The sequence below is a fragment of the Lysinibacillus sp. 1 U-2021 genome, from assembly GCF_029916965.1.
GTDB lineage: Bacteria > Bacillota > Bacilli > Bacillales_A > Planococcaceae > Lysinibacillus > Lysinibacillus capsici.
Genome location: NZ_CP123966.1, coordinates 84543 through 105194 on the forward strand (window position 1 = coordinate 84543; position 20652 = coordinate 105194).

Genomic DNA, 20652 nt, shown 5'->3' on the forward strand with positions numbered 1-20652 from the left:
CTGTGAGTGAAGGGGTTTTCTATATGAGAAAAGGAGTATTCGCTATGATCCAGCTTCAAAATATTACAAAGAAATACAAAACAGCAAATGGCGAATTAACGGCAGTCAAAGACGTCAACCTTACTATTAATAAAGGTGAAATTTTTGGCATTATTGGCTATAGTGGTGCTGGTAAAAGTACCATGATTCGTTTATTAAACGGTTTAGAGAAACCGACAGCAGGAACAGTAACGGTGAACAATCAAGAATTTTCATCGATAAAAGGGCAAAAGCTTAGAGCGGCTAGACAAAAGGTAAGTATGATTTTCCAGCATTTCAATTTACTTTGGTCTAGAACAGTTGCCGAAAATATTGCATTCCCTTTAGAAATCGCAGGCTTCCCAAAGGCTCAACGTGAAGCACGTGTGAAGGAATTAATTGCCCTTGTAGGCTTAGAAGGGCGCGATAAGGCATATCCATCCCAGCTTTCTGGTGGACAAAAGCAGCGTGTAGGAATTGCACGTGCATTAGCGAATAATCCAGAGGTTTTACTATGTGATGAGGCGACATCGGCACTCGATCCTGAAACAACGGATGCTATTCTTGATTTACTCGTTGATATAAATGAACGCTTAGGCTTAACTATCGTCCTGATTACCCACGAAATGCATGTCATTCGCAAAATTTGTCATCGTGTAGCAGTGATGGAGGCAGGCGAAATTGTGGAACGTGGTGAGGTATTGCAAGTCTTCCAAGCCCCACAGGCGGCTATTACTAAGAAGTTTGTATCTCAAATTACAGACACTAAGGAAACACAGGATACGGTAGCACAAATTAAAACAAACTATCCAACTGGACAACTTGTCAAACTTATTTTTGTTGGTGAAAAAACAGAACAGCCAGTCATCTCACATCTTGTGAAACAATTTGATGTAGAAGTAAGTATTGTTCACGGAAATATTTCACAAACAAAAAATGGTGCATATGGTACATTGATTGTGCAAATTGATGGCTCTCAGAAAAACGTCACTGAAGCCCTTCGTTATTTAAATACAGTGGAAGTACAGACGGAGGTGATTGAAAATGCTAACTAATCTCTTTCCGAATGTAGACTGGGAAAATATGTGGCAAGCTACGTATGAAACTTTATACATGACAGCTATATCAACGGTTGTGACATTTATTCTTGGGTTAGTCATTGGTATTGTTCTATTTTTAACTAGTCCCAATCAGTTATGGGCAAATAAAATCGTTAACTTTTTAACGGGATCACTCGTTAATATTTTCCGTTCCATTCCATTTATCGTATTAATTATTTTATTAATTCCATTTACGAAGTTGTTACTAGGTACAATTCGTGGTGCCAATGCGGCGTTACCTGCTTTAATTATCGGTGCAGCACCGTTTTATGCTCGTATGGTATTAATTGCGTTACGTGAAATTGATAAAGGTGTCATTGAAGCGGCTCGTTCAATGGGAGCGAAAACTTCTACAATTATTTGGAAAGTATTGGTTCCTGAATCATTACCAGCTTTGATTTCTGGTATCACCGTAACGGCTGTTGCTCTTGTAGGTTATACAGCGATGGCAGGAATTATTGGTGCAGGTGGTCTTGGTAACTTAGCTTTCTTAGACGGCTTCCAGCGAAACCGCCAAGATGTGACATTAATGGCAACTATTTTTATCTTAGTAGTCGTATTTATTATTCAATGGATTGGTGATTTAATTACTGAGAAAATTGATAAACGCTAGCACGAAATTGAGGTTATTCCGGTTTTTACCGCTAACATATTTAAAACAAATAAAAGGGAGTGTCATAAATGAAAAAGTTACTAGCAGGATTATTTTTATCAATACTTGTACTAGCATTAGCAGCTTGCGGTACAGATAAAAAAGAAGATGAAAAATCAGCATCTGGCAATCAAACAGATAGTAAAGAAAACGTAACATTAAAAGTAGGTGCTTCTAATACACCACACGCAGTTATTTTAGACAAAGCAAAACCGATCTTAGCTAAAGAAGGTATTGATCTTGAAATTGAAACATATACAGATTATGTTTTACCAAACCAAGATTTAGAGTCAAAAGATATTGATGCAAACTATTTCCAGCACATTCCTTACTTAGAGCTACAAATTAAAGACAATGGCTATGATTTCGTTAATGCAGGTGGCGTTCACATTGAACCAATCGGTATTTACTCTAAAAAATATAAAACGTTAGAAGACCTGCCTGAAGGCGCAACAATTTTACTTTCTAACTCAGTATCTGACCATGGTCGTATGCTGTCATTGTTAGAGGCTAAAGGCTTAATTAAATTAAAAGAAGGCATTGATAAAACAGCAGCAGAATTAAAGGACATTGAAGAAAATCCTAAAAACTTTAAATTCGATGCAAATACTGCACCAGAAATGCTTGTACAAATGTACGAAAATGATGAAGGCGATGCAGTACTTATCAATTCTAACTTTGCCATCGATAACGGTTTAAACCCAATTGAAGATGCTATTTCTCTTGAAGATAAAGAATCTCCATATGTTAACATCATCGCTGTACGTGCAGGTGATGAAACAAAACATGAAATTAAAAAATTATTAGAAGTATTAACATCTAAAGAAATCCAAGACTTCATTTTAGAAGAGTGGAAAGGTGCAGTAGTACCGGTAAAATAAGAATTAGAAATTTTATAAAAGGGTACATAAGTTTAACGACTTAGGTACTCTTTTTTATTTGTAGTTAAATTGATGAGAAACTATGTATTTTTTATGACGTCTATTTATGTTCAGATATTGTTTAGTCACATTTATTACTATAGTAATGTTGTTAATTTGCGAAATAAATGATAGAAAGTAATAATAAGAAAAAACTAGATGGAGTGATTCTAATGAATGATATAAAATTCACCCATGACATCATGCAAGAACATGAAGTAGAACGCTACTTTAAAATATGGCGAGAAAGTGTGATTAGATCACGCCTTACTATAACAGCAGTCTTTTTAAAAACAGCTAATGCTACACAACTAAATGAAAATGTGAATGATCAAGTTACCTCGTTTTTACAATCAAAAATACGCAAGACAGACTTGCTTTTTCAATTATCCGATGGGGATCATTGGGGCATCTTCTTTTTACAAAGTAGTGATGTAGAAGCTAGGGCGTTTTTAAAACGAATATTTGCCATCTTAAAAGCAGAACGGAAGTTCCAACAGATTGCATTAAAGGCCTCTATAACAGAAATAAGAAATAATAACGTTATTTTTGAAGAGCTGTTAAATAAAAATAAACAGATGTTATCAGGGGATGAGCAATTAACATGGAGTATAGCAGAGGTAAAGGATTACTGTGAGCAACCAACTGAATTAGTGAAAGTTAGTATTATTGAGCAAAACGCCATTTTTAGACAAGTATTAGAGTCAACGCTTAACCAAATAAATATCCCTTATTTTTCTTTAGAGGTAAAGGTTTATGAGGATGGCTATAGCTTTTTGCAATCGGATGATTATAAATCGGGGCATATGCATCTAATTCTTATGAATGATATTTTACCGCTAAAAAATGGCTTAGAAATATTGCATATCTTACGACATATGCCAAATGAAAAGAAATTTATTATTTATATGATGTCAGAACGCAATTCTGAAGGGGCAGCGCTTAATGCTTATGAGGGCGGTGTTGATGAATATATTGTCAAACCATTTAATTTACGTTTGCTAGAAGCCAAAATTAAAAGAACGTTTGCGAGGTTTTGGTTATGATTAAGCTGACTATTTCGACGCTTTTAGCAATAGTTTCCTTCTTATTAGTTGTGCTCTTTATCTTTTTAATGTATTTACTTGTTCAGCGACAGCGTGAAAGCTATTTTGAAAAAGTTTGTGACCGTTATTTACAAAATTATTCTCAACTTTGGTATGATTACTTATTCAATAACGCATTTTTTAGTATCGTATTAGTACCTCGAGGAAGCCCCCAAGTAGAAGCTATTGAAAAAATTTTTTCATCCTATTTAAAGAATATAAGGAATGAACAGGTGGAATTAAAAATTAAACAATTCTCCAATCAATATTTAAAAGCATTCTACGAAAAAGATTTATCCAGTAGACGATGGAGTATTCGAATGAATGCCCTCTATCGAATTGCAGACTTACAAATAGATGAATTGCTAACGAAGTGCCAAGAATTCGAAAAAAATAACATTACAGATGAAGAACATTTCCAGTTATTAAAAATATACTCCCTTTTCCAACCAGATTTATTTATGGAGAAAATAAAAAATTCCAATGTAAATCACGCTGAAAGTGAATATAGAAGACTATTTGTATTATTAGATGATAATGTATTTACTCGATTTTTCCATGATTTTAATAGTTTGTCGGCTAATATGCAATTTGCAGTTATTGATACTGCTGCTGTAAAAAGAAATATGGAGTATTTGGATGAATTAAAAAAATTATTAGGCCATGATACACCAGAGATTAACATCAGAGCATTAAAAGGGCTATATGAAATAGGAATTATTGATGAGGTGGATCCCTTTGTCCCTTTTGTGACTTCAGAAATGTGGGAAGCCAGGTTAATGGTTGCCAAAATTTTTAAGCATGTCCCACTTACTTACACTTATAGTTATTTAGAGCAGCTTCTTCAAGATGAGAATTGGTGGGTACGTTCCCAAGCGGCAAAAACGATTGTAGAAGATCGACATGGTATAGCTAAATTACAGCAATTCATTGAATCCTCAAATGACCAATATGCAGTTGAAATGGCCCAGGAAATTGCAGCTAGAAAAGAGGGGAAGTAAATGAAAATAATTGATTATTGCATGTTGTTTTTTGGAGGCATCATTTTATTTTATATGCTGTTCGTTATCGTTTCGTATTGTACAATGTTCATCATTGCAATGCTGGATTTAAGAAAACGCTATCGTCTTGATCTATCAGAGTATGATGATGCACATATAGATGCCCTTTATTCAAAACCGGTATCGTTACTTGTTCCTGCTTACAATGAAGAAGTAGGAGTTGTAGATACAGTTTATTCATTATTGAATTTACGTTATCCTCAAACTGAAATTATCATTATTAACGATGGGTCTACAGATAAAACCCTTCAAACGGTCATCGAACATTTTCAAATGAAGCCAATCAATAAAATTGTCCGAACTAATATCCCTACAAAAGACATTAAGCAAATATATGAATCTGAAATCTATAAAAATTGTATTTTAGTTGATAAAGAAAATGGTGGTAAGGCTGATGCACTAAATGTGGGTATTAATGTATCTCAATATCCGTATTTTTGCTCTATTGATGGGGACTCCATTTTAGATGAAAAATCCTTGCTGCGGGTGATGAAGCCTATCATTTTATCTGATGGTGAGGTCATTGCAGCAGGAGGTAATATTCGTATTGCAAATGGTGCAAAGATGCAGTTTGGCTCTATTTATGAGACTCAATTACCTAGTAATTACTTAGTAATCATGCAAGTAATCGAATATTTTCGGGCATTTTTAATGGGGCGAATAGCGTTAAGTAAATTCAATTTAGTCCTTATTATTTCCGGAGCATTTAGTGTTTTCTCTAAAAAATGGGCTGTTGAAGCAGGTGGATATTCAACCAATATTATTGGGGAAGATATGGAACTGGTGGTGAATATCCATCGACTTATAAAAGAAAAAAAAGAAAATAAGCGTATTGAATTTGTACCTGACCCAGTTTGCTGGACGGAAGCACCTCAAACATTAGGAGTACTACGCAATCAACGAAGAAGGTGGCATCAAGGGTTATTTGAAAGTCTATGGAAGCATAAAAAAATGACCTTGAATCCTAGATATGGAATGATTGGATTTCTTTCGTTCCCGTATTTTTGGCTAGTGGAATGTCTAGGGCCTCTTGTCGAGTTAGGAGGATATATTTATATTGTCATAGCCTTTTTCTTAGGGAAAATTTATTATGAGGTTGCACTCATGCTGCTACTACTATTCGTTATTTATGGTGTTATTTTTTCAATAGCGGCAATATTGTTTGAATCGTGGAGTATGAATACGTATCCGAAAAAAAGAGAGTTGTTACGCATGATTCTTTTAGCGTTTACAGAAATTTTTTGGTATCGCCCACTAACATTATTCTGGCGCTGTGAGGGATTACTTCGTTTTGTCTTAAGAAAAAGTGACTGGGGTAATATGAAACGTGTCGGCATTGCTGAAAAGGAGAAAAGTGTATGAAACGAATCTATATAGGGGTTATGGTCGTTCTAGTCCTCGTGATAATCCCTATTACATGGTGGTACTTAGAAGATGAAAAACAGCTTAATGTGGCCATTATAGATAAAACCGTTCCGAATGAGTCTTACCGAGAGCACTTAGGGGTGAATTGGTTTTTAAACCATTATAAATATAGATTAAATAATGAACCTTATGACGTAGAACGCGATTATTATGGTACGGTCCCAAACGATGAAACTAAAAGTGTTGTAGAAAAGAATTTACCAAAGGATTATAGGGACTATGATGTCATTTATTTGGCAGATTCGTACGGAGTTTATAAAGATGATTTACAACAAACAAAACGTTTAGGTGAACGTTCTGAAAAAATTGTGGGGGGACTTGAACAAAAAGAATGGCAGGCAATCGTCGAACGCTTAGCCAGCAAAAAAAAGAGTATGTTAATAGCTGAGTATAACACGTTTGCTTCCCCAACATCAGGGGAAGTCCGTAAAGAATTACAGGATTATTTAGGAATCACATGGTCTGGCTGGATCGGGCGTTATTTCGATGAGCTTGATTATCATAAAAACTTAGAGATACCGCAATGGGTGATCGATGAACATAGCGATAATTGGTCATATAAAGGTGGAGGCTTTTTACTATTTAACGAAATAACTGAGGAGCTCCTTGTTCTAGAGATGAACAAGCATGTTAAATCTGAAGGAATTCAAGTGCAGTTTACTGAAAATGGGAAAAAATTCTTTCATTCATCTGCACGGGCGCAATACGATTATTGGTTTGATATTATTACTCCTAAATATGCTGAAGATGCTCTTGCAAATTATAAATGGGATTTAACAAAAAAAGGAACAGAGCTGTTAAAGGATAATGGCATTCCAGAACAATTTGCAGCAATTGTAGGCCAAGATAAAAGCTACACATCTAGTTATTATTTTGCGGGAGATTTTAATGATATCGCACGGGTACCGAATATTTATAAAATAAAAGGGTTACCTACAATCTATAAATATGCTGAGAAGTATGCGGACAGTTCGTTTTATTGGTCCATTTACATCCCAGTAATGCATCAAATATTTGATGCATTTGAGCATAAAGAGGTTCAGGATACTGTAAATCATGAGAAATTAAACTATAATGCAAGGATTCAGGGACAATCTTTTGAGGTGCTAAGAGATGGCAAATGGGAACCAATCGTATTTAAGGGTGTCAATATCGGAATGGGGAAACCTGGCGCCTTTCCTGGAGAAGCAGCCATTACAGAAGAGGAATATTATCGATGGTTTAAACAAATAGCAGACATGAATGCTAATACGATACGAGTCTATACATTACATCCACCAGGCTTTTATAGAGCACTTGCTAAATATAATGAAGAACATCCAAAAAAACCATTATATGTTTTACATGGGGTTTGGATTAATGAAGAGGGCTTAGCAGGTTCATTGGACGCCTATGATAAAGATACGTTAGAAGATTTCCAATTAGAAATGAAACAAATGGTAGATGTCATTCATGGAAATATCTATGTGGAGCCTCGCCCAGGACATGCATCTGGCTTGTATGATGTAGACGTATCAAAATATGTTATAGGATGGGTACTAGGAATTGAATGGTATCCACACATGGTTGTGGGAACAAATGAAAAACATGCAAATATTGGTCAATACAACGGTACTTTTTTTGAAACCAAGGGTGCCTCTCCGTTTGAGCATTGGCTAGCAGAACAAATGGATGTGGTGTCAGTTTATGAAAAGGAAAAATATAACTGGCTACGTCCAATGAGTTTCACGAACTGGGTCACAACTGACATTCTTGAACATCCGTCAGAGCCATCAGAGGAGGAAGATTTAGTAGGGGTCAATCCAAATGTTATTTATACAAAAGGAGAAATGACTGCGCCTGGACAATTTGCTTCCTATCATGTGTATCCTTACTACCCTGACTTCTTTAATTTCGATAAAGATTATTTAAATTATGTCGATTTCCGAGGGAATAAAAATAGCTATGCAGGTTATTTAAAAGAGCTCCATGAAGCTCATACTATGCCTGTTCTTATTGCGGAATTTGGTATCCCAGCATCACGTGGTAAAACACATGATAATGTATATGGTTGGAATCAGGGGCAAATGTCAGAACAAGCACAGGGAGAAACACTTCAACATTTATTTGAGGATATTATGCATGAAGGGCTCCTGGGAGGACTTGTTTTTACATGGCAAGATGAGTGGTTTAAACGAACATGGAATACGATGGATTATGATGATCCGAATCGTCGACCATTTTGGTCCAATGCTCAAACAAATGAGCAACAGTTTGGATTATTAAGCTTTGATAGACTGAAGGTAAAAGTAGATGGAGAGACAACGGAATGGACGGGTAAACAGCTATATGATACTGCACCAAACAATCCAACAGATTTTGCAGTAGACTATGATGAGCGCTATATGTACATTAAATTAAAAAGTGAGGAGTTAGCCAATACCTCCCCTCGCATTTTATTAGATGTTGTACCAGATCAAGGAAATACGTCTGCTACATCTATAAAAAATATGACGTTTTCAAATGGTGTTGATTTTATAGTTGAGCTCAATAAAAATGGTCAATCTAGGGTTGTTATTGATGAATACTACGATTTCTATGATTATTTATATGGCCACCGTTTAAATTTAATTGCTCCCCGAATGGCTAATGCCATGAAAAATAGTGGAAAGTTCGCCCCTATTTACTATGTATTAAATAAACAACTATTTTTACCTGAGCAAAATAGAACGACTGATTTTAGTATCTACGAAACAGGAAAATTACTTCAAGGAAATGCTAATCCAGAAGCAAAAGATTATGATTCTTTAGTTGATTATTCTTGGACCGATGACAATGTTATCGAACTTCGCATCCCTTGGTTATTGATTCAAGCTAAAGATCCGAGTCAGCGTGAGTTTATAGGTAACCTGTATAAAGATGGCGATAAAGCGGCCGTTAAAGTAGACAATATTTATATTGGTGCTTTATTTGTAGATAAAGAAAACAACGTTGTTCAATCTATGCCAGCAGCTACTAATGGTATTTTACCACCACTGTCTGCTTATACATGGGAAACATGGCAAGTTCCAAAATATGAAGAGCGCTTAAAACAATCCTATTATATTTTACAAAAATTATTTAAATCATATTAAAGGAGCTAAGGGTTGATTCTTCTACCCTTAGCTCTTTTTTATTGAAATTGTGAAAGACGAGAAAAAAAGTTTTTCACAAAATCTAAGAAAATGACTTCTGATGGTGCAATTTCTCGATTTACGGGTGAAATAATACCAACAGTTCTAGGGATTGTAGGAGATTCAATAGGGACCTTGATGGTAAAGCGAGCTGCTGAATCATAAAGAGAGCTTTCTGGTAAGAGACTAACACCTATGCCAGCGGCGACTAAGCCCTTTAATGCATCCAAATCTTCCCCCTCTGAAATGACATTAGGTAAAAAGCCTGCAGCTCGACAAGCATCCATCGCTACCTTATGCAAAATGTAACCATCTGGAAATAATACGAATAAATCATTTTTCAACTCTGCAAGCTGTATGCTTTCTCTTTTAGCTAATGGATGATTGGCTGGTAGGAGTGCGGCAATATTTTCAGTAAACAGAATGGTTGATTGAATGGATTCGTCCTTCGGGGGCAGGGGTCCCAAAAAGGCGAGGTTCAACTCCCTATTTTTGACTGCATCAATCAAAAATCGATAAGACCCTTGACGGAGTTGAAATTGTAAATCAGGATATTCTCGTTTAAAGGCTGAAATAACGGTTGGCAGAACATAGCTAGCTAAACTTGTTGGAAAGCCGATTTTAATTGAGCCCTTTGCAGGATCAAGATATTCTTCTACCTGCTTTGCTGCAAAATCGATGGCCTTTAATGCTGTAATGGTATGCTCAAGAAATGTCTTCCCTATTGGAGTTAATTTGACATTTCGTCCCACTCGTTCAAATAACGGAGTGCCTAACTCATCTTCAAGATTTGCGATTTGCCGACTAATGGCAGATTGGGCTACATGAAGATGCTCAGCAGCCTCGGAAATATGCTCACGTTCAGCAACCTCTACAAAATAGCGTAATTGACGTAACTCCACTAACATTTCACCTCTATTAATCTAAAAATAAGATTGATTATACCTTAATTATATATTATTTAAGATGAAAAAGGACTGTTCATGTCAAAATAAAAATAATAAGCTGTTAGATGCATTTTTACTGGAAATAAAAGGATATTTATGGGCATATCATCTAAATTAATGGAGAAATGGCAGAAACGTTGGATACAATCCATCAATTTTTATAGCAAAATTTCTTTCTTGCAATATGAACTTAAATTGATTCCATTTTCATGAAATAGGTTATAGTATAGATATGTTGTTTATGCTAATTTGTCACAAAACCGCTACAATTAGCACTTTTCTCGAGGTTTTCACTATGTAGCTAGATGAAATCAATTCTCAATTAGAGGGATTTTATTGAAAATGAAGAAAGTCTATTCTCATTGTTTAGGTGAAGTAGTAATAAACTGAAAATGCTTACAAAGTCTTTATTTTTAAAGATTTTATTTAAGGAATGGGAAAGTAATTGAAATGGTTTGCATAGAGAACGATTTTCAGTTAAGATTAGAATGATGATAATTAAGGAATGGTTGACCCATTCACTGAACACTATGGAGGTATTTTCATGTCAACTTTAGTTATTAAAGATCTTCACGTTGCTATCGACGGAAAAGAGATTTTAAAAGGCGTAAATCTTACAATTAATACAAACGAAATTCACGCAATTATGGGACCAAACGGAACTGGTAAATCAACACTAGCTTCTGCTATTATGGGTCATCCAAAATATGAAGTAACTTCAGGTACTGTTGAGTTAGATGGCGAAGATGTGCTTGAAATGGAAGTAGACGAGCGTGCTCAAGCTGGTTTATTCCTAGCTATGCAATATCCATCTGAAATTGCTGGTGTTACAAATGCTGATTTCTTACGTTCAGCAATTAACGCGCGTCGTGAAGAAGGCGATGAAATTTCATTAATGAAATTTATCCGCGAATTAGATAAAAACATGGAATTCCTTGAAATGAACGAAGATATGGCTCAACGTTATTTAAATGAAGGTTTCTCTGGCGGTGAGAAAAAACGTAATGAGATTCTTCAATTAATGATGATTAAACCAACATTTGCAATCTTAGATGAAATTGACTCTGGTCTTGATATCGATGCATTGAAAGTTGTCTCAAAAGGCATCAACGCAATGCGTGGTGAAGGCTTTGGCTGCTTAATGATTACACACTATCAACGCCTATTAAACTACATTACACCAGACCATGTACACGTAATGATGCAAGGACGTGTTGTTAAATCAGGTGGTGCAGAGCTTGCACAACGCTTAGAAGCAGAAGGTTATGACTGGATTAAAAAAGAATTAGGAATCGAAGAAGAAACAGAAGAACAAGAAGCATAAGAAGGAGGACGAACTAGCATGACAGTGGAACTTAACTTGCCTGTAACAGTACAGGACGTGCGCTCGTTCTCAGAAGCAAATGGTGAACCAACTTGGTTTACAGAACTTCGCGCGGCAGCACTAGACAAAGTAACTGGTTTAGATTTGCCAAAACCAGATAGAACGAATATTACAAAATGGGATTTCATGAACTTCCCAGCGTTGGCAGTTCATAGTGAGGCATTCCCTTCATTGGATGCTCTACCTGAAGAAGCAAAAGGTTTAATTGACCTTGAAGCACAAGAAAACCTATATATTCAACGTAATAATACACCAGCATATATTAAGGCATCACAAGAACTTGCGGATAAAGGTGTTATTTTTACTGATATTTTCACAGCAGTTCGTGAACATAGCGAACTTGTTCAAAAATACTTTATGACTGAAGCAGTTAAAGTAGATGAGCATAAATTAACAGCACTTCATGCAGCACTTGTTAATGGTGGTGTGTTTGTATACGTACCAAAAAACGTGATCATTGAGCAACCACTTCAAGTTGTTTTCCTTAATGACAATGCAGAAGCTTCATTATATAACCATGTTTTAGTAGTAGCAGAAGCGAATTCAGCTGTAACATATGTTGAAACATATGTTTCAACAGTTGAAGAGGCAAAAGGGCAAGCGAATATTATTGCAGAAGTTGTTGTTCAAGATAATGCACAGGTGACATATGGTGCAGTGGATGTCCTTGCAAAAGGCTTTACGACTTATGTAAATCGTCGTGCACGTTTAGCACGTGACGCGAAAGTTGACTGGGCTCTTGGTTTAATGAATGATTCAGACACAATCTCTGAAAACATTACACATTTGATTGGTGACGGTTCTCATGCAGATACAAAAACAGTCGTAGTTGGTCGTGGAGAACAAAAACTTAACTTCACTACTGAGGTTCGTCATTGGGGTAAAAACTCTAACGGGCATATCTTAAAGCATGGTGTCATGAAAGATGCAGCTCAATCAATCTTTAACGGTATTGGCTATATCGAGCATGGTGCAACAAAAGCCGATGCACAACAAGAATCACGTGTATTAATGCTGTCAGAAAAAGCTCGTGGGGATGCAAACCCAATTTTATTAATTGACGAAGATGATGTAACAGCAGGACACGCAGCATCTGTTGGTCGAGTAGATCCATTACAGCTTTACTATTTAATGAGCCGTGGTATCTCGAAAGCAGAAGCAGAGCGCCTTGTTATCCATGGATTCCTTGCGCCAGTTGTTACGCAATTACCAATTGAAGGCGTTCAAAAGCAACTGACGGAGGTTATTGAAAGGAAAGTTCGCTAATGATGAATAAAGACATTAAAAGCTATTTCCCAATTTTAAATCAGGATGTAAATGGTCATAGACTTGTATATCTTGATAGTGCAGCGACGTCTCAGAAGCCTGTTCAAGTGATTGAAGCGATTAAAGCTTATTATGAATTTGATAATTCCAATGTTCACCGTGGGGTGCATACACTAGGAAACCGTGCAACAGATAAATATGAAGGTGCTCGTGAAAAGGTTCGTAAGTTTATTAATGCACAATCAACACAGGAAATTATTTTTACGCGTGGGACAACAACCGCTTTAAATACAGTTGCGACAAGTTATGGACGTGCAAATGTTGTCGAGGGTGATGAAATAGTCATTACTCATATGGAGCATCATTCCAATATTATTCCTTGGCAACAATTAGCCAAAGAAAAAAATGCAACTTTAAAATACATTGAGCTTGAAGCAGATGGCACTCTTAGCCTAGAGAAAGTACGTGCGACAGTCACACCTAAAACAAAAATTGTTTCGGTGTCTATGGCATCAAACGTACTTGGAACAATAAATCCAATTAAAGAAATTGCTCAAATTGCACATGCTAATGGTGCTGTCATGGTAGCTGATGGTGCACAGGCTGCGCCACATATGAAAATTGATGTGCAAGATTTAGATGTAGATTTCTTAGGTTTCTCAGGGCATAAAATGTGCGGACCAACTGGAATAGGTGTACTATATGGTAAAAAGGAACACCTTGAAAAGATGGAGCCAATTGAGTTTGGTGGCGAAATGATTGATTTTGTTGGGCTTTATGAGTCAACGTGGAAGGAATTACCGTGGAAATTTGAAGGTGGAACGCCTATTATTGCAGGTGCAATAGGATTAGGAGCCGCTATTGATTTCTTAACTGATATCGGGTTAGATAACATTCTAGAGCATGAGCATAAGCTTGCAGGCTACGCAATGGATCAACTTGAAACAATTGACGGTTTGAAAATTTTCGGCCCACGTGACCCTATGAAGCGTTGTGGATTAGTAACATTTAATCTAGATGATGTACATCCACATGATGTGGCAACGGTGCTTGACATGAACGGGATTGCTGTTCGTGCAGGACATCATTGTGCACAGCCACTAATGAAATGTCTTCAGCAAGTAGCGACAGCGCGTGCAAGCTTCTATCTGTACAATACAGAGGAAGATATTGACCGTTTAGTTGCAGGGTTACGTTCTGCGAAGGAGTATTTTGGCGATGTCTTTTAATAATTTAGATCAACTATATCGTTCAGTCATTATGGATCACTATAAAAATCCTCGTAATAAAGGCTCTTTAGAAGAGGATGCTGTAACGATTGATATGAACAATCCTACATGTGGTGATCGTATTCATTTAACATTAAAAGTGACTGACGGTGTTGTAGAGGATGCGAAATTTGATGGTGAAGGCTGTTCTATTTCTATGTCTTCTGCATCAATGATGACACAGCTCATCAAAGGGAAAAAAGTAGAAGAAGCTATTGAGCTTTCTGATATTTTTTCTAAAATGATGATGGGTGAAGAGTACAGTGATAAATATGACCTAGAGGATGTGGAGGCACTGCAAGGTGTTTCACAATTCCCAGCACGAATTAAATGTGCAACATTGGCTTGGAAAGCAATGGAAAAAGGTGTGAAATAAATCTTACTTCCTTGTTCTTGAGTGAAAGCTACTATGGCTTCACTCAAAGCAAGGGATGATTACCTAGAAAATACATCTCAATGAACGGAGGAGAAACGATGGCTAAAAAAATGCCTGATATCGGCGATTACAAATACGGTTTCCATGACAAGGACGTATCAATTTTCCGTTCAAAACGCGGTTTAACTGAAGAAATCGTCCGTGAAATTTCAAATATGAAACAAGAGCCAGAATGGATGCTTGAATACCGTTTAAAAGCTCTTGAAACATTTTATACAAAACCGATGCCACAATGGGGTGGCGATCTTGGAGATTTAGATTTTGATGAAATTACGTACTATGTAAAACCATCAGAAGCTACTCAAAAATCATGGGATGAAGTACCTGATGAAATCAAAGCAACTTTTGATAAATTAGGTATCCCAGAAGCAGAACAAAAATATCTTGCAGGTGTATCTGCACAATATGAGTCTGAGGTAGTTTATCACAACATGAAAAAAGACCTTGAAGATCTTGGTATTGTGTTCAAAGATACTGACTCTGCTTTACGTGAAAACGAAGATATTTTCAAACAATATTGGGGCAAAGTGATTCCTTACACAGACAATAAATTTGCTGCTTTAAACTCAGCAGTATGGTCAGGTGGATCATTTATTTATGTGCCACCAGGTGTTAAAGTAGAAACACCATTACAAGCTTACTTCCGTATTAACTCAGAAAATATGGGTCAATTCGAACGTACACTTATTATTGTAGATGAAGGGGCTCACGTACACTATGTTGAAGGTTGTACAGCTCCTGTTTACACAACAAACTCCTTACACTCAGCAGTTGTAGAAATTGTTGTTCGTAAAGATGCATATTGCCGTTATACAACGATTCAAAACTGGGCGAACAATGTTTACAATCTTGTAACAAAACGTACAGTTGTAGAAGAAAACGGTACAATGGAATGGATTGATGGTAACATCGGTTCCAAATTAACAATGAAATACCCAGCATGTATCCTAAAAGGTGAAGGTGCTCGTGGTATGACATTATCGATTGCATTAGCAGGTAAAGGACAACACCAACATGCTGGCGCAAAAATGATCCATATGGCACCAAATACATCTTCAACAATCGTTTCTAAATCGATTGCTAAACAAGGTGGTAAGGTAACGTATATGGGACAAGTTCGTTTCGGTCCTAAAGCAAGTGGTGCACGTGCTAACATCGAATGTGATACGCTGATTATGGATAATCAATCGACTTCTGATACAATTCCTTATAACGAGATCTTTAATGATAATGTATCTTTAGAGCACGAAGCAAAAGTTTCAAAAGTATCTGAAGAACAATTATTCTATTTAATGTCTCGCGGAATTTCTGAAGAAGAAGCAACAGAAATGATCGTAATGGGCTTCATCGAGCCATTCACAAAAGAACTACCAATGGAATACGCAGTAGAAATGAACCGTCTGATTAAATTCGAGATGGAAGGTTCTATCGGTTAATTTATTAGCCACCCCTAGTCACAACATAAATTGTGACTAGGGGTTTTTTGTGTTTTTACGTTGAGAATAAAAATGGATATTTATAATATATCGAAATAGTACTGGATTTTTTAAAGATTACATACTAAAATGATAATGAGAATCAATATCAATTAAAGGGGGCTGATAAATCTAGAAGATGTTCAGTTCTTCAATAAACCAGATGAGATAGTTAATCATCCTAACAATCATCATTCAAAGGAGAATCGGTAAATGAAAAAGAAGTTTTTATTTATTAGTTTCATAGCATTATTTATACTCATTCTCGCCGCATGTGGGGAGAAGAAGGCAGTAGAAGAGGAATCCTCCACTGATACACGAAAAGAAGATGTGACACAAACAAAAGAAGAATCAACAAATGAAAATGGCACGAGAACGATTGAATATCTTGGTGAAAGCTATGAAGTGCCAGAAAAAGTGGAAAGAATTGTTGTAACAGGAGCTATGGAAGCAATGGAGGATATGGTTGTGCTGGATGTTCACCCAGTTGGAGCTATTGCTATTGGCGGCAAATTCCCTGAGCTATATGCTTCGGTAACAGACAAAGCAGAATCTATTGGTGAGAAGATTAAACCAAATTTTGAAAAAATAGTAGAATTAAATCCAGATGTCATTTTAGGCTCCACAAAGTTTCCAGAAGAGGTACAAAGTAAATTAGAGAAAATTGCACCTACAATTTTGGTTTCACATATTTCGACGAACTGGGAATCTAATTTGAATTTACTAGCTGAACTAACTGGTAAGCAAGCAGATGCTGAGAAGATATTATCTACATATAAAGCTGATATTGAAGCTGTTAAATCCACGTTAACTGAAAAACTACAAGATCAAAAAGTGGCGGCTATTCGTATTCGTGGAGGACAAGCGTATGTTTATCCAAAAGAAGTATTTTTAAATGCAGTTCTTTATGGAGAGCTTGGTTTAGCAGTACCTGATGAAGTTGCTAAAGCTAAATCTCAAGAGGCTATTTCTGTTGAGCAGCTTGCAGATATGAATCCTGATTATTTATTTGTGCAGTTTTCAACAGATGAAAATGCGGACGCGCCGAATGCTTTAGAAGACTTTAAAAAGAATCCAATTATCCAAAATATTACTGCATTTAAAAATGATCAAGTATTTGTTAATGTACTAGATCCATTAATGGAGGGTGGCCCTGCATACAGCCGAATTAAGTTTTTAGAGGCTATTCAGCAAAATCTTGTGAAATAAACGTCGCCTGTTATAGTAGCATGAGTTCAATGGAATATGGACTCATGCTTTTTCTTTGGCATAATTAAGTGATAAAAGAAGGTAGATTTTTTACATGATGTTTATTTGTAGTGACATACTGTGTGCTATGATTATGTACATAGAGGAGGATGTCACATGATTGTAGTAGGATTAACTGGTTGGGGCGATCACCCTTCACTTTATAGTGGAGTGACTACTTCAAAGGATAAATTATTTGATTACACAGGTCATTTTTTAACGGTTGAAGTAGATACTTCTTTTTATGCCATACCAGCCAAAGAGCATATTCGGAAATGGTGTGAGGATACACCTGAAAACTTCCGTTTTGTTGTGAAAGCTTACCAAGGCATGACGGGTCATTTACGTGGAGAGATTCCCTTTGAATCAAAAAATGATATGTTCAATGCATTTATTGAGTGTGCCAATGAATTTAAACGTTATGGAAAGCTAGCCATGGTATTAGCACAATTTCCACCATGGTTTGATTGCCAGGGAAAAAATGTGCAATATTTATTGTATATCCGACAACAGCTAAAGGATTTTGAAGTAGCGATTGAATTTCGAAATCAAACATGGTATGCAGAAAATGTTGTCAAGCAAACGATAGATTTCTTACGAGAACATCAATTTATTCATACGATTTGTGATGAGCCACAGGCTGGTGTAGGATCTGTTCCTTTCTACCCTGTAGTGACTGCAAATAAAGCGTTGATTCGTCTTCATGGTCGCAATATACATGGATGGCGGAACACGGGAAATGCAGAAAATTGGCGTAAAGTTCGCTTCTTATATGATTATAATAAAGAAGAATTACTGCAGCTTGGGGATAGCATGAAAAAGCTTGAACCAGAGGTCAATGAACTCTTCGTTTTATTTAATAATAATTCTGGTAATCATGCAGCGAAAAACGCAAAGGAGCTACAAGGTATGTTAAATATTAACGATGTCGGGTTGGCACCTAAACAATTAAACATGTTTGAAGGGGAACTATAATGGAATTTATTTTATTAGTCATCATTGCCTTGCTTGCTGGTCTAATTGGCTCATTAGTTGGGCTAGGCGGTGGTGTAGTATTAGTACCAGCAACATTATACATCGGCTTAAATTTAGGAATGATTCCAGATATTACACCACAAAGAGTAGTCGGTTTATCAGTGGTGATGATGATTTTCACGGGACTTGCCTCCACGCTAAGCTATATGAAATCTAAAACGGTGGATTATAAAAGTGGTTTTATATTCTTTATTGGAAGTATTCCAGGAACAATCCTTGGCGCATGGGTCAATAAAGGGTTAGATTTACCATCCTTTAATTTGTATTTTGGTATTTTACTTATTATTTTATCGATTATTTTGCTTGTGCGGGACAAACTGAAGCCTGTAAAATGGTTTGTAAAAAATGGTATGCAACAAGAATTTACTGACTCTGAGGGAAAAAACTATGTATATGGCTATCCCATTTGGTTTGCTATTACATTAACATTTGGTATTGGCTTTGCTTCTGGTTTATTTGGAATAGGTGGCGGCTCCATGATCGTGCCAGCAATGATTATTTTATTCTTATTCCCACCACATGTCGCGGTGGCAACATCGATGTTTATGGTATTTTTAACGTCCATCGTTAATTCTGCAAGCCATGTTTATTTCGGTCATGTACCTTGGCTTTATACTATTCCAGTTATTCCTGGTGCTTATGTTGGAGCAAAGCTGGGTGCTGCGTTAAATAAAAGAATTAAATCCGATACACTTGTACTAGCTTTAAGGATTATTCTCTTATTACTAGGAATTCGGTCTATTATAGAAGGCATATTAGCTTAATTTGAAGTGAGGTGGCTTTAATGCTTGAAAAGATCCATATTTTTCACACAAATGATTTGCATAGTCATTTTAAGTATTGGCCACGAATGCAAAGCTATGTGAAAGAAATGCGCAATAAATTAGGGAGTATAGGGGAAACAAGCTATTTGTTTGATGTCGGAGATCATTTAGATCGTTCCAATATTTATACAGAAGCAACAGTTGGGAAAGGGAATGTGCGATTGTTAAATGAGGCGGGTTACGATGTGGTGACAATCGGCAACAATGAAGGCATTACATTATCCCATGAAGAGCTCTTCCACTTGTATGACAATGCTAATTTTGATGTTGTAGTTGCAAATGTATATGCCTCCCACGGGATGAAGCCAGCATGGATGAAGCCTTATGTAATCTTAACAACAGCAATGGGTACGAAAATTGGCGTCATTGCAGCCACGGCCATGTTTGAAGTATATTATGAAGAATTAAATTGGCATATGGACGATGCTCGAAGTACACTACTACGTTTAGCGCATCAACTACGAGAAGAAGTAGACATTGTTGTATGCTTATCCCATTTAGGCATTACAGAGGATGAGCTCTTAGCGGATGAGTGTCCAGAAATTGATGTTATATTCGGCTCTCATACGCATCATGTCCTACCAGAGGGCAAAGTGATTAATGGGGTTTTACTGACAGGTGGAGGTAAGTTTGGTCAATATACTGGACATCTTATCATAGAATATGATAAAAAATTGAGGAAAATTGTTGAAAAAAAGGATACTTTAATTCATAATAAGGATTTGCCAATTGTTAAAAATGAACAGATGATGGTACAGTTTTTGGAGGATGAAGGAAACAGAATATTGGATACTCCAGTTTTTACAACAAAAAAAGCCTACAACAAGGAATGGTTCCATTATTCACAGCTGTCTGATTTATTTGCACATGCAATTTTGGAAAAAAGCGGAGCCGACTGTGCATTATTCAATGCAGGGATATTTTTAGATGGTCTTCCTAAGGGAATAGTGACTGCTTTAGATTTGCACCGAATTTTTCCACATCCCATTAATTTATGTACAATTGAATTATCCGTCGCTGAAATGAAAGAAATTTATATGCAATCCAAAAATGAAGAATGGCCCTATATCGAACTAAAAGGATTAGGGTTTCGAGGCGTCATTTTTGGAAAAATATTGACATATGGATTTTCCATGAATGAAAATCGACAATTATTAATTAATGGTAAGCTAGCAGATCAAAATCACACTTATAAACTGGTCACATTGGATCTGTTTACATTTGGTTATTTTTATCCAAGTTTTAAATATGCAAAAAAACAATATATTTTACCTGAATTTTTACGAAACATTATGATAGATTATGGTCAAAGATTCTTTAAACAATAGAGAGAGTTTAAAGAATGGAATGGGGAAG

17 protein-coding genes are annotated in these 20652 nt (G+C 36.3%); 16 read left to right on the plus strand and 1 reads right to left on the minus strand.

Features of this window, described 5'->3' with window-relative positions; all coding sequences use genetic code 11:
• The first annotated feature begins 44 nt into the window (after positions 1–44).
• The 7 genes from QH639_RS00400 to QH639_RS00430 all read left to right on the plus strand — a co-directional run bounded on the left by QH639_RS00400 (position 45) and on the right by QH639_RS00430 (position 9374).
• Positions 45–1073 carry a methionine ABC transporter ATP-binding protein gene (locus tag QH639_RS00400; protein WP_131521246.1) on the plus strand — a complete coding sequence of 343 codons (1029 nt, stop codon included), beginning with the start codon at positions 45–47 and terminating at the stop codon, positions 1071–1073.
• Entirely contained in the window at positions 1063–1731 is a 669-nt protein-coding gene (locus QH639_RS00405) for a methionine ABC transporter permease (RefSeq protein WP_281115504.1), read from the plus strand. Before QH639_RS00400 ends, QH639_RS00405 begins: the two co-directional genes overlap by 11 nt.
• 68 nt (positions 1732–1799) lie before the next feature.
• Positions 1800–2651, plus strand: coding sequence for a MetQ/NlpA family ABC transporter substrate-binding protein (locus tag QH639_RS00410; RefSeq protein ID WP_281115505.1), 852 nt, complete (start codon positions 1800–1802; stop codon positions 2649–2651).
• 212 nt (positions 2652–2863) lie between these two features.
• Complete coding sequence (locus QH639_RS00415) at positions 2864–3736, plus strand: response regulator (RefSeq protein ID WP_131521214.1); 873 nt, start codon at positions 2864–2866, stop codon at positions 3734–3736.
• Positions 3733–4776, plus strand: coding sequence for a HEAT repeat domain-containing protein (locus QH639_RS00420; RefSeq protein ID WP_131521215.1), 1044 nt, complete (start codon positions 3733–3735; stop codon positions 4774–4776). Before QH639_RS00415 ends, QH639_RS00420 begins: the two co-directional genes overlap by 4 nt.
• A complete protein-coding gene (locus tag QH639_RS00425; protein ID WP_237898582.1) occupies positions 4777–6198 on the plus strand; it encodes a glycosyltransferase family 2 protein in 1422 nt (473 codons plus the stop codon).
• Positions 6195–9374 carry a hypothetical protein gene (locus QH639_RS00430; RefSeq protein WP_281115506.1) on the plus strand — a complete coding sequence of 1060 codons (3180 nt, stop codon included), beginning with the start codon at positions 6195–6197 and terminating at the stop codon, positions 9372–9374. The genes QH639_RS00425 and QH639_RS00430 overlap by 4 nt, the downstream gene beginning before the upstream one ends.
• Positions 9375–9412: 38 nt before the next feature.
• Here QH639_RS00430 and gltC read toward each other — a convergent pair whose 3' ends face one another.
• Positions 9413–10315 carry a glutamate biosynthesis transcriptional regulator GltC gene (gene gltC, locus QH639_RS00435; RefSeq protein WP_131521218.1) on the minus strand — a complete coding sequence of 301 codons (903 nt, stop codon included), beginning with the start codon at positions 10313–10315 and terminating at the stop codon, positions 9413–9415.
• A gap of 589 nt (positions 10316–10904) precedes the next feature.
• On the opposite strand from gltC, the gene sufC reads away from it, so the two are divergent.
• The 9 genes from sufC (at position 10905) to QH639_RS00480 (ending at position 20624) form a co-directional block, all read left to right on the plus strand.
• Positions 10905–11684, plus strand: a complete 780-nt coding sequence (sufC, locus tag QH639_RS00440) for a Fe-S cluster assembly ATPase SufC (RefSeq protein ID WP_016994918.1) — start codon at positions 10905–10907, stop codon at positions 11682–11684.
• Positions 11685–11702: 18 nt separating this feature from the next.
• Entirely contained in the window at positions 11703–13010 is a 1308-nt protein-coding gene (sufD, locus tag QH639_RS00445; protein WP_131521219.1) for a Fe-S cluster assembly protein SufD, read from the plus strand.
• Entirely contained in the window at positions 13010–14239 is a 1230-nt protein-coding gene (locus QH639_RS00450) for a cysteine desulfurase (RefSeq protein ID WP_048394396.1), read from the plus strand. Before sufD ends, QH639_RS00450 begins: the two co-directional genes overlap by 1 nt.
• Positions 14229–14654 (plus strand): Fe-S cluster assembly sulfur transfer protein SufU, encoded by a 426-nt coding sequence (gene sufU, locus QH639_RS00455; protein WP_036078619.1) that lies wholly within the window; start codon positions 14229–14231, stop codon positions 14652–14654. The genes QH639_RS00450 and sufU overlap by 11 nt, the downstream gene beginning before the upstream one ends.
• Before the next feature lie 98 nt (positions 14655–14752).
• Complete coding sequence (sufB, locus tag QH639_RS00460; RefSeq protein WP_016993620.1) at positions 14753–16150, plus strand: Fe-S cluster assembly protein SufB; 1398 nt, start codon at positions 14753–14755, stop codon at positions 16148–16150.
• 252 nt (positions 16151–16402) lie between these two features.
• Positions 16403–17398: an ABC transporter substrate-binding protein gene (locus QH639_RS00465; RefSeq protein ID WP_259420264.1), complete on the plus strand. Its 996-nt coding sequence runs from the start codon at positions 16403–16405 to the stop codon at positions 17396–17398.
• Positions 17399–17554: 156 nt separating this feature from the next.
• Complete coding sequence (locus QH639_RS00470) at positions 17555–18412, plus strand: DUF72 domain-containing protein (protein WP_259420263.1); 858 nt, start codon at positions 17555–17557, stop codon at positions 18410–18412.
• Entirely contained in the window at positions 18412–19236 is an 825-nt protein-coding gene (locus QH639_RS00475; RefSeq protein ID WP_131521222.1) for a sulfite exporter TauE/SafE family protein, read from the plus strand. The genes QH639_RS00470 and QH639_RS00475 overlap by 1 nt, the downstream gene beginning before the upstream one ends.
• A 20-nt stretch (positions 19237–19256) precedes the next feature.
• Positions 19257–20624: a bifunctional metallophosphatase/5'-nucleotidase gene (locus tag QH639_RS00480; protein ID WP_131521223.1), complete on the plus strand. Its 1368-nt coding sequence runs from the start codon at positions 19257–19259 to the stop codon at positions 20622–20624.
• The last annotated feature ends 28 nt before the right edge of the window (positions 20625–20652 follow it).

What these genes read in the sequence shown, in the direction of transcription:
- QH639_RS00400 (WP_131521246.1), top strand. Translation starts at nt 45, where the DNA reads ATGATCCAGCTTCAAAATATTACAAAGAAATACAAAACAGCAAATGGC.
- QH639_RS00405 (WP_281115504.1), top strand. Translation starts at nt 1,063, where the DNA reads ATGCTAACTAATCTCTTTCCGAATGTAGACTGGGAAAATATGTGGCAA.
- QH639_RS00410 (WP_281115505.1), top strand. Translation starts at nt 1,800, where the DNA reads ATGAAAAAGTTACTAGCAGGATTATTTTTATCAATACTTGTACTAGCA.
- QH639_RS00415 (WP_131521214.1), top strand. Translation starts at nt 2,864, where the DNA reads ATGAATGATATAAAATTCACCCATGACATCATGCAAGAACATGAAGTA.
- QH639_RS00420 (WP_131521215.1), top strand. Translation starts at nt 3,733, where the DNA reads ATGATTAAGCTGACTATTTCGACGCTTTTAGCAATAGTTTCCTTCTTA.
- QH639_RS00425 (WP_237898582.1), top strand. Translation starts at nt 4,777, where the DNA reads ATGAAAATAATTGATTATTGCATGTTGTTTTTTGGAGGCATCATTTTA.
- QH639_RS00430 (WP_281115506.1), top strand. Translation starts at nt 6,195, where the DNA reads ATGAAACGAATCTATATAGGGGTTATGGTCGTTCTAGTCCTCGTGATA.
- sufC (WP_016994918.1), top strand. Translation starts at nt 10,905, where the DNA reads ATGTCAACTTTAGTTATTAAAGATCTTCACGTTGCTATCGACGGAAAA.
- sufD (WP_131521219.1), top strand. Translation starts at nt 11,703, where the DNA reads ATGACAGTGGAACTTAACTTGCCTGTAACAGTACAGGACGTGCGCTCG.
- QH639_RS00450 (WP_048394396.1), top strand. Translation starts at nt 13,010, where the DNA reads ATGATGAATAAAGACATTAAAAGCTATTTCCCAATTTTAAATCAGGAT.
- sufU (WP_036078619.1), top strand. Translation starts at nt 14,229, where the DNA reads ATGTCTTTTAATAATTTAGATCAACTATATCGTTCAGTCATTATGGAT.
- sufB (WP_016993620.1), top strand. Translation starts at nt 14,753, where the DNA reads ATGGCTAAAAAAATGCCTGATATCGGCGATTACAAATACGGTTTCCAT.
- QH639_RS00465 (WP_259420264.1), top strand. Translation starts at nt 16,403, where the DNA reads ATGAAAAAGAAGTTTTTATTTATTAGTTTCATAGCATTATTTATACTC.
- QH639_RS00470 (WP_259420263.1), top strand. Translation starts at nt 17,555, where the DNA reads ATGATTGTAGTAGGATTAACTGGTTGGGGCGATCACCCTTCACTTTAT.
- QH639_RS00475 (WP_131521222.1), top strand. Translation starts at nt 18,412, where the DNA reads ATGGAATTTATTTTATTAGTCATCATTGCCTTGCTTGCTGGTCTAATT.
- QH639_RS00480 (WP_131521223.1), top strand. Translation starts at nt 19,257, where the DNA reads ATGCTTGAAAAGATCCATATTTTTCACACAAATGATTTGCATAGTCAT.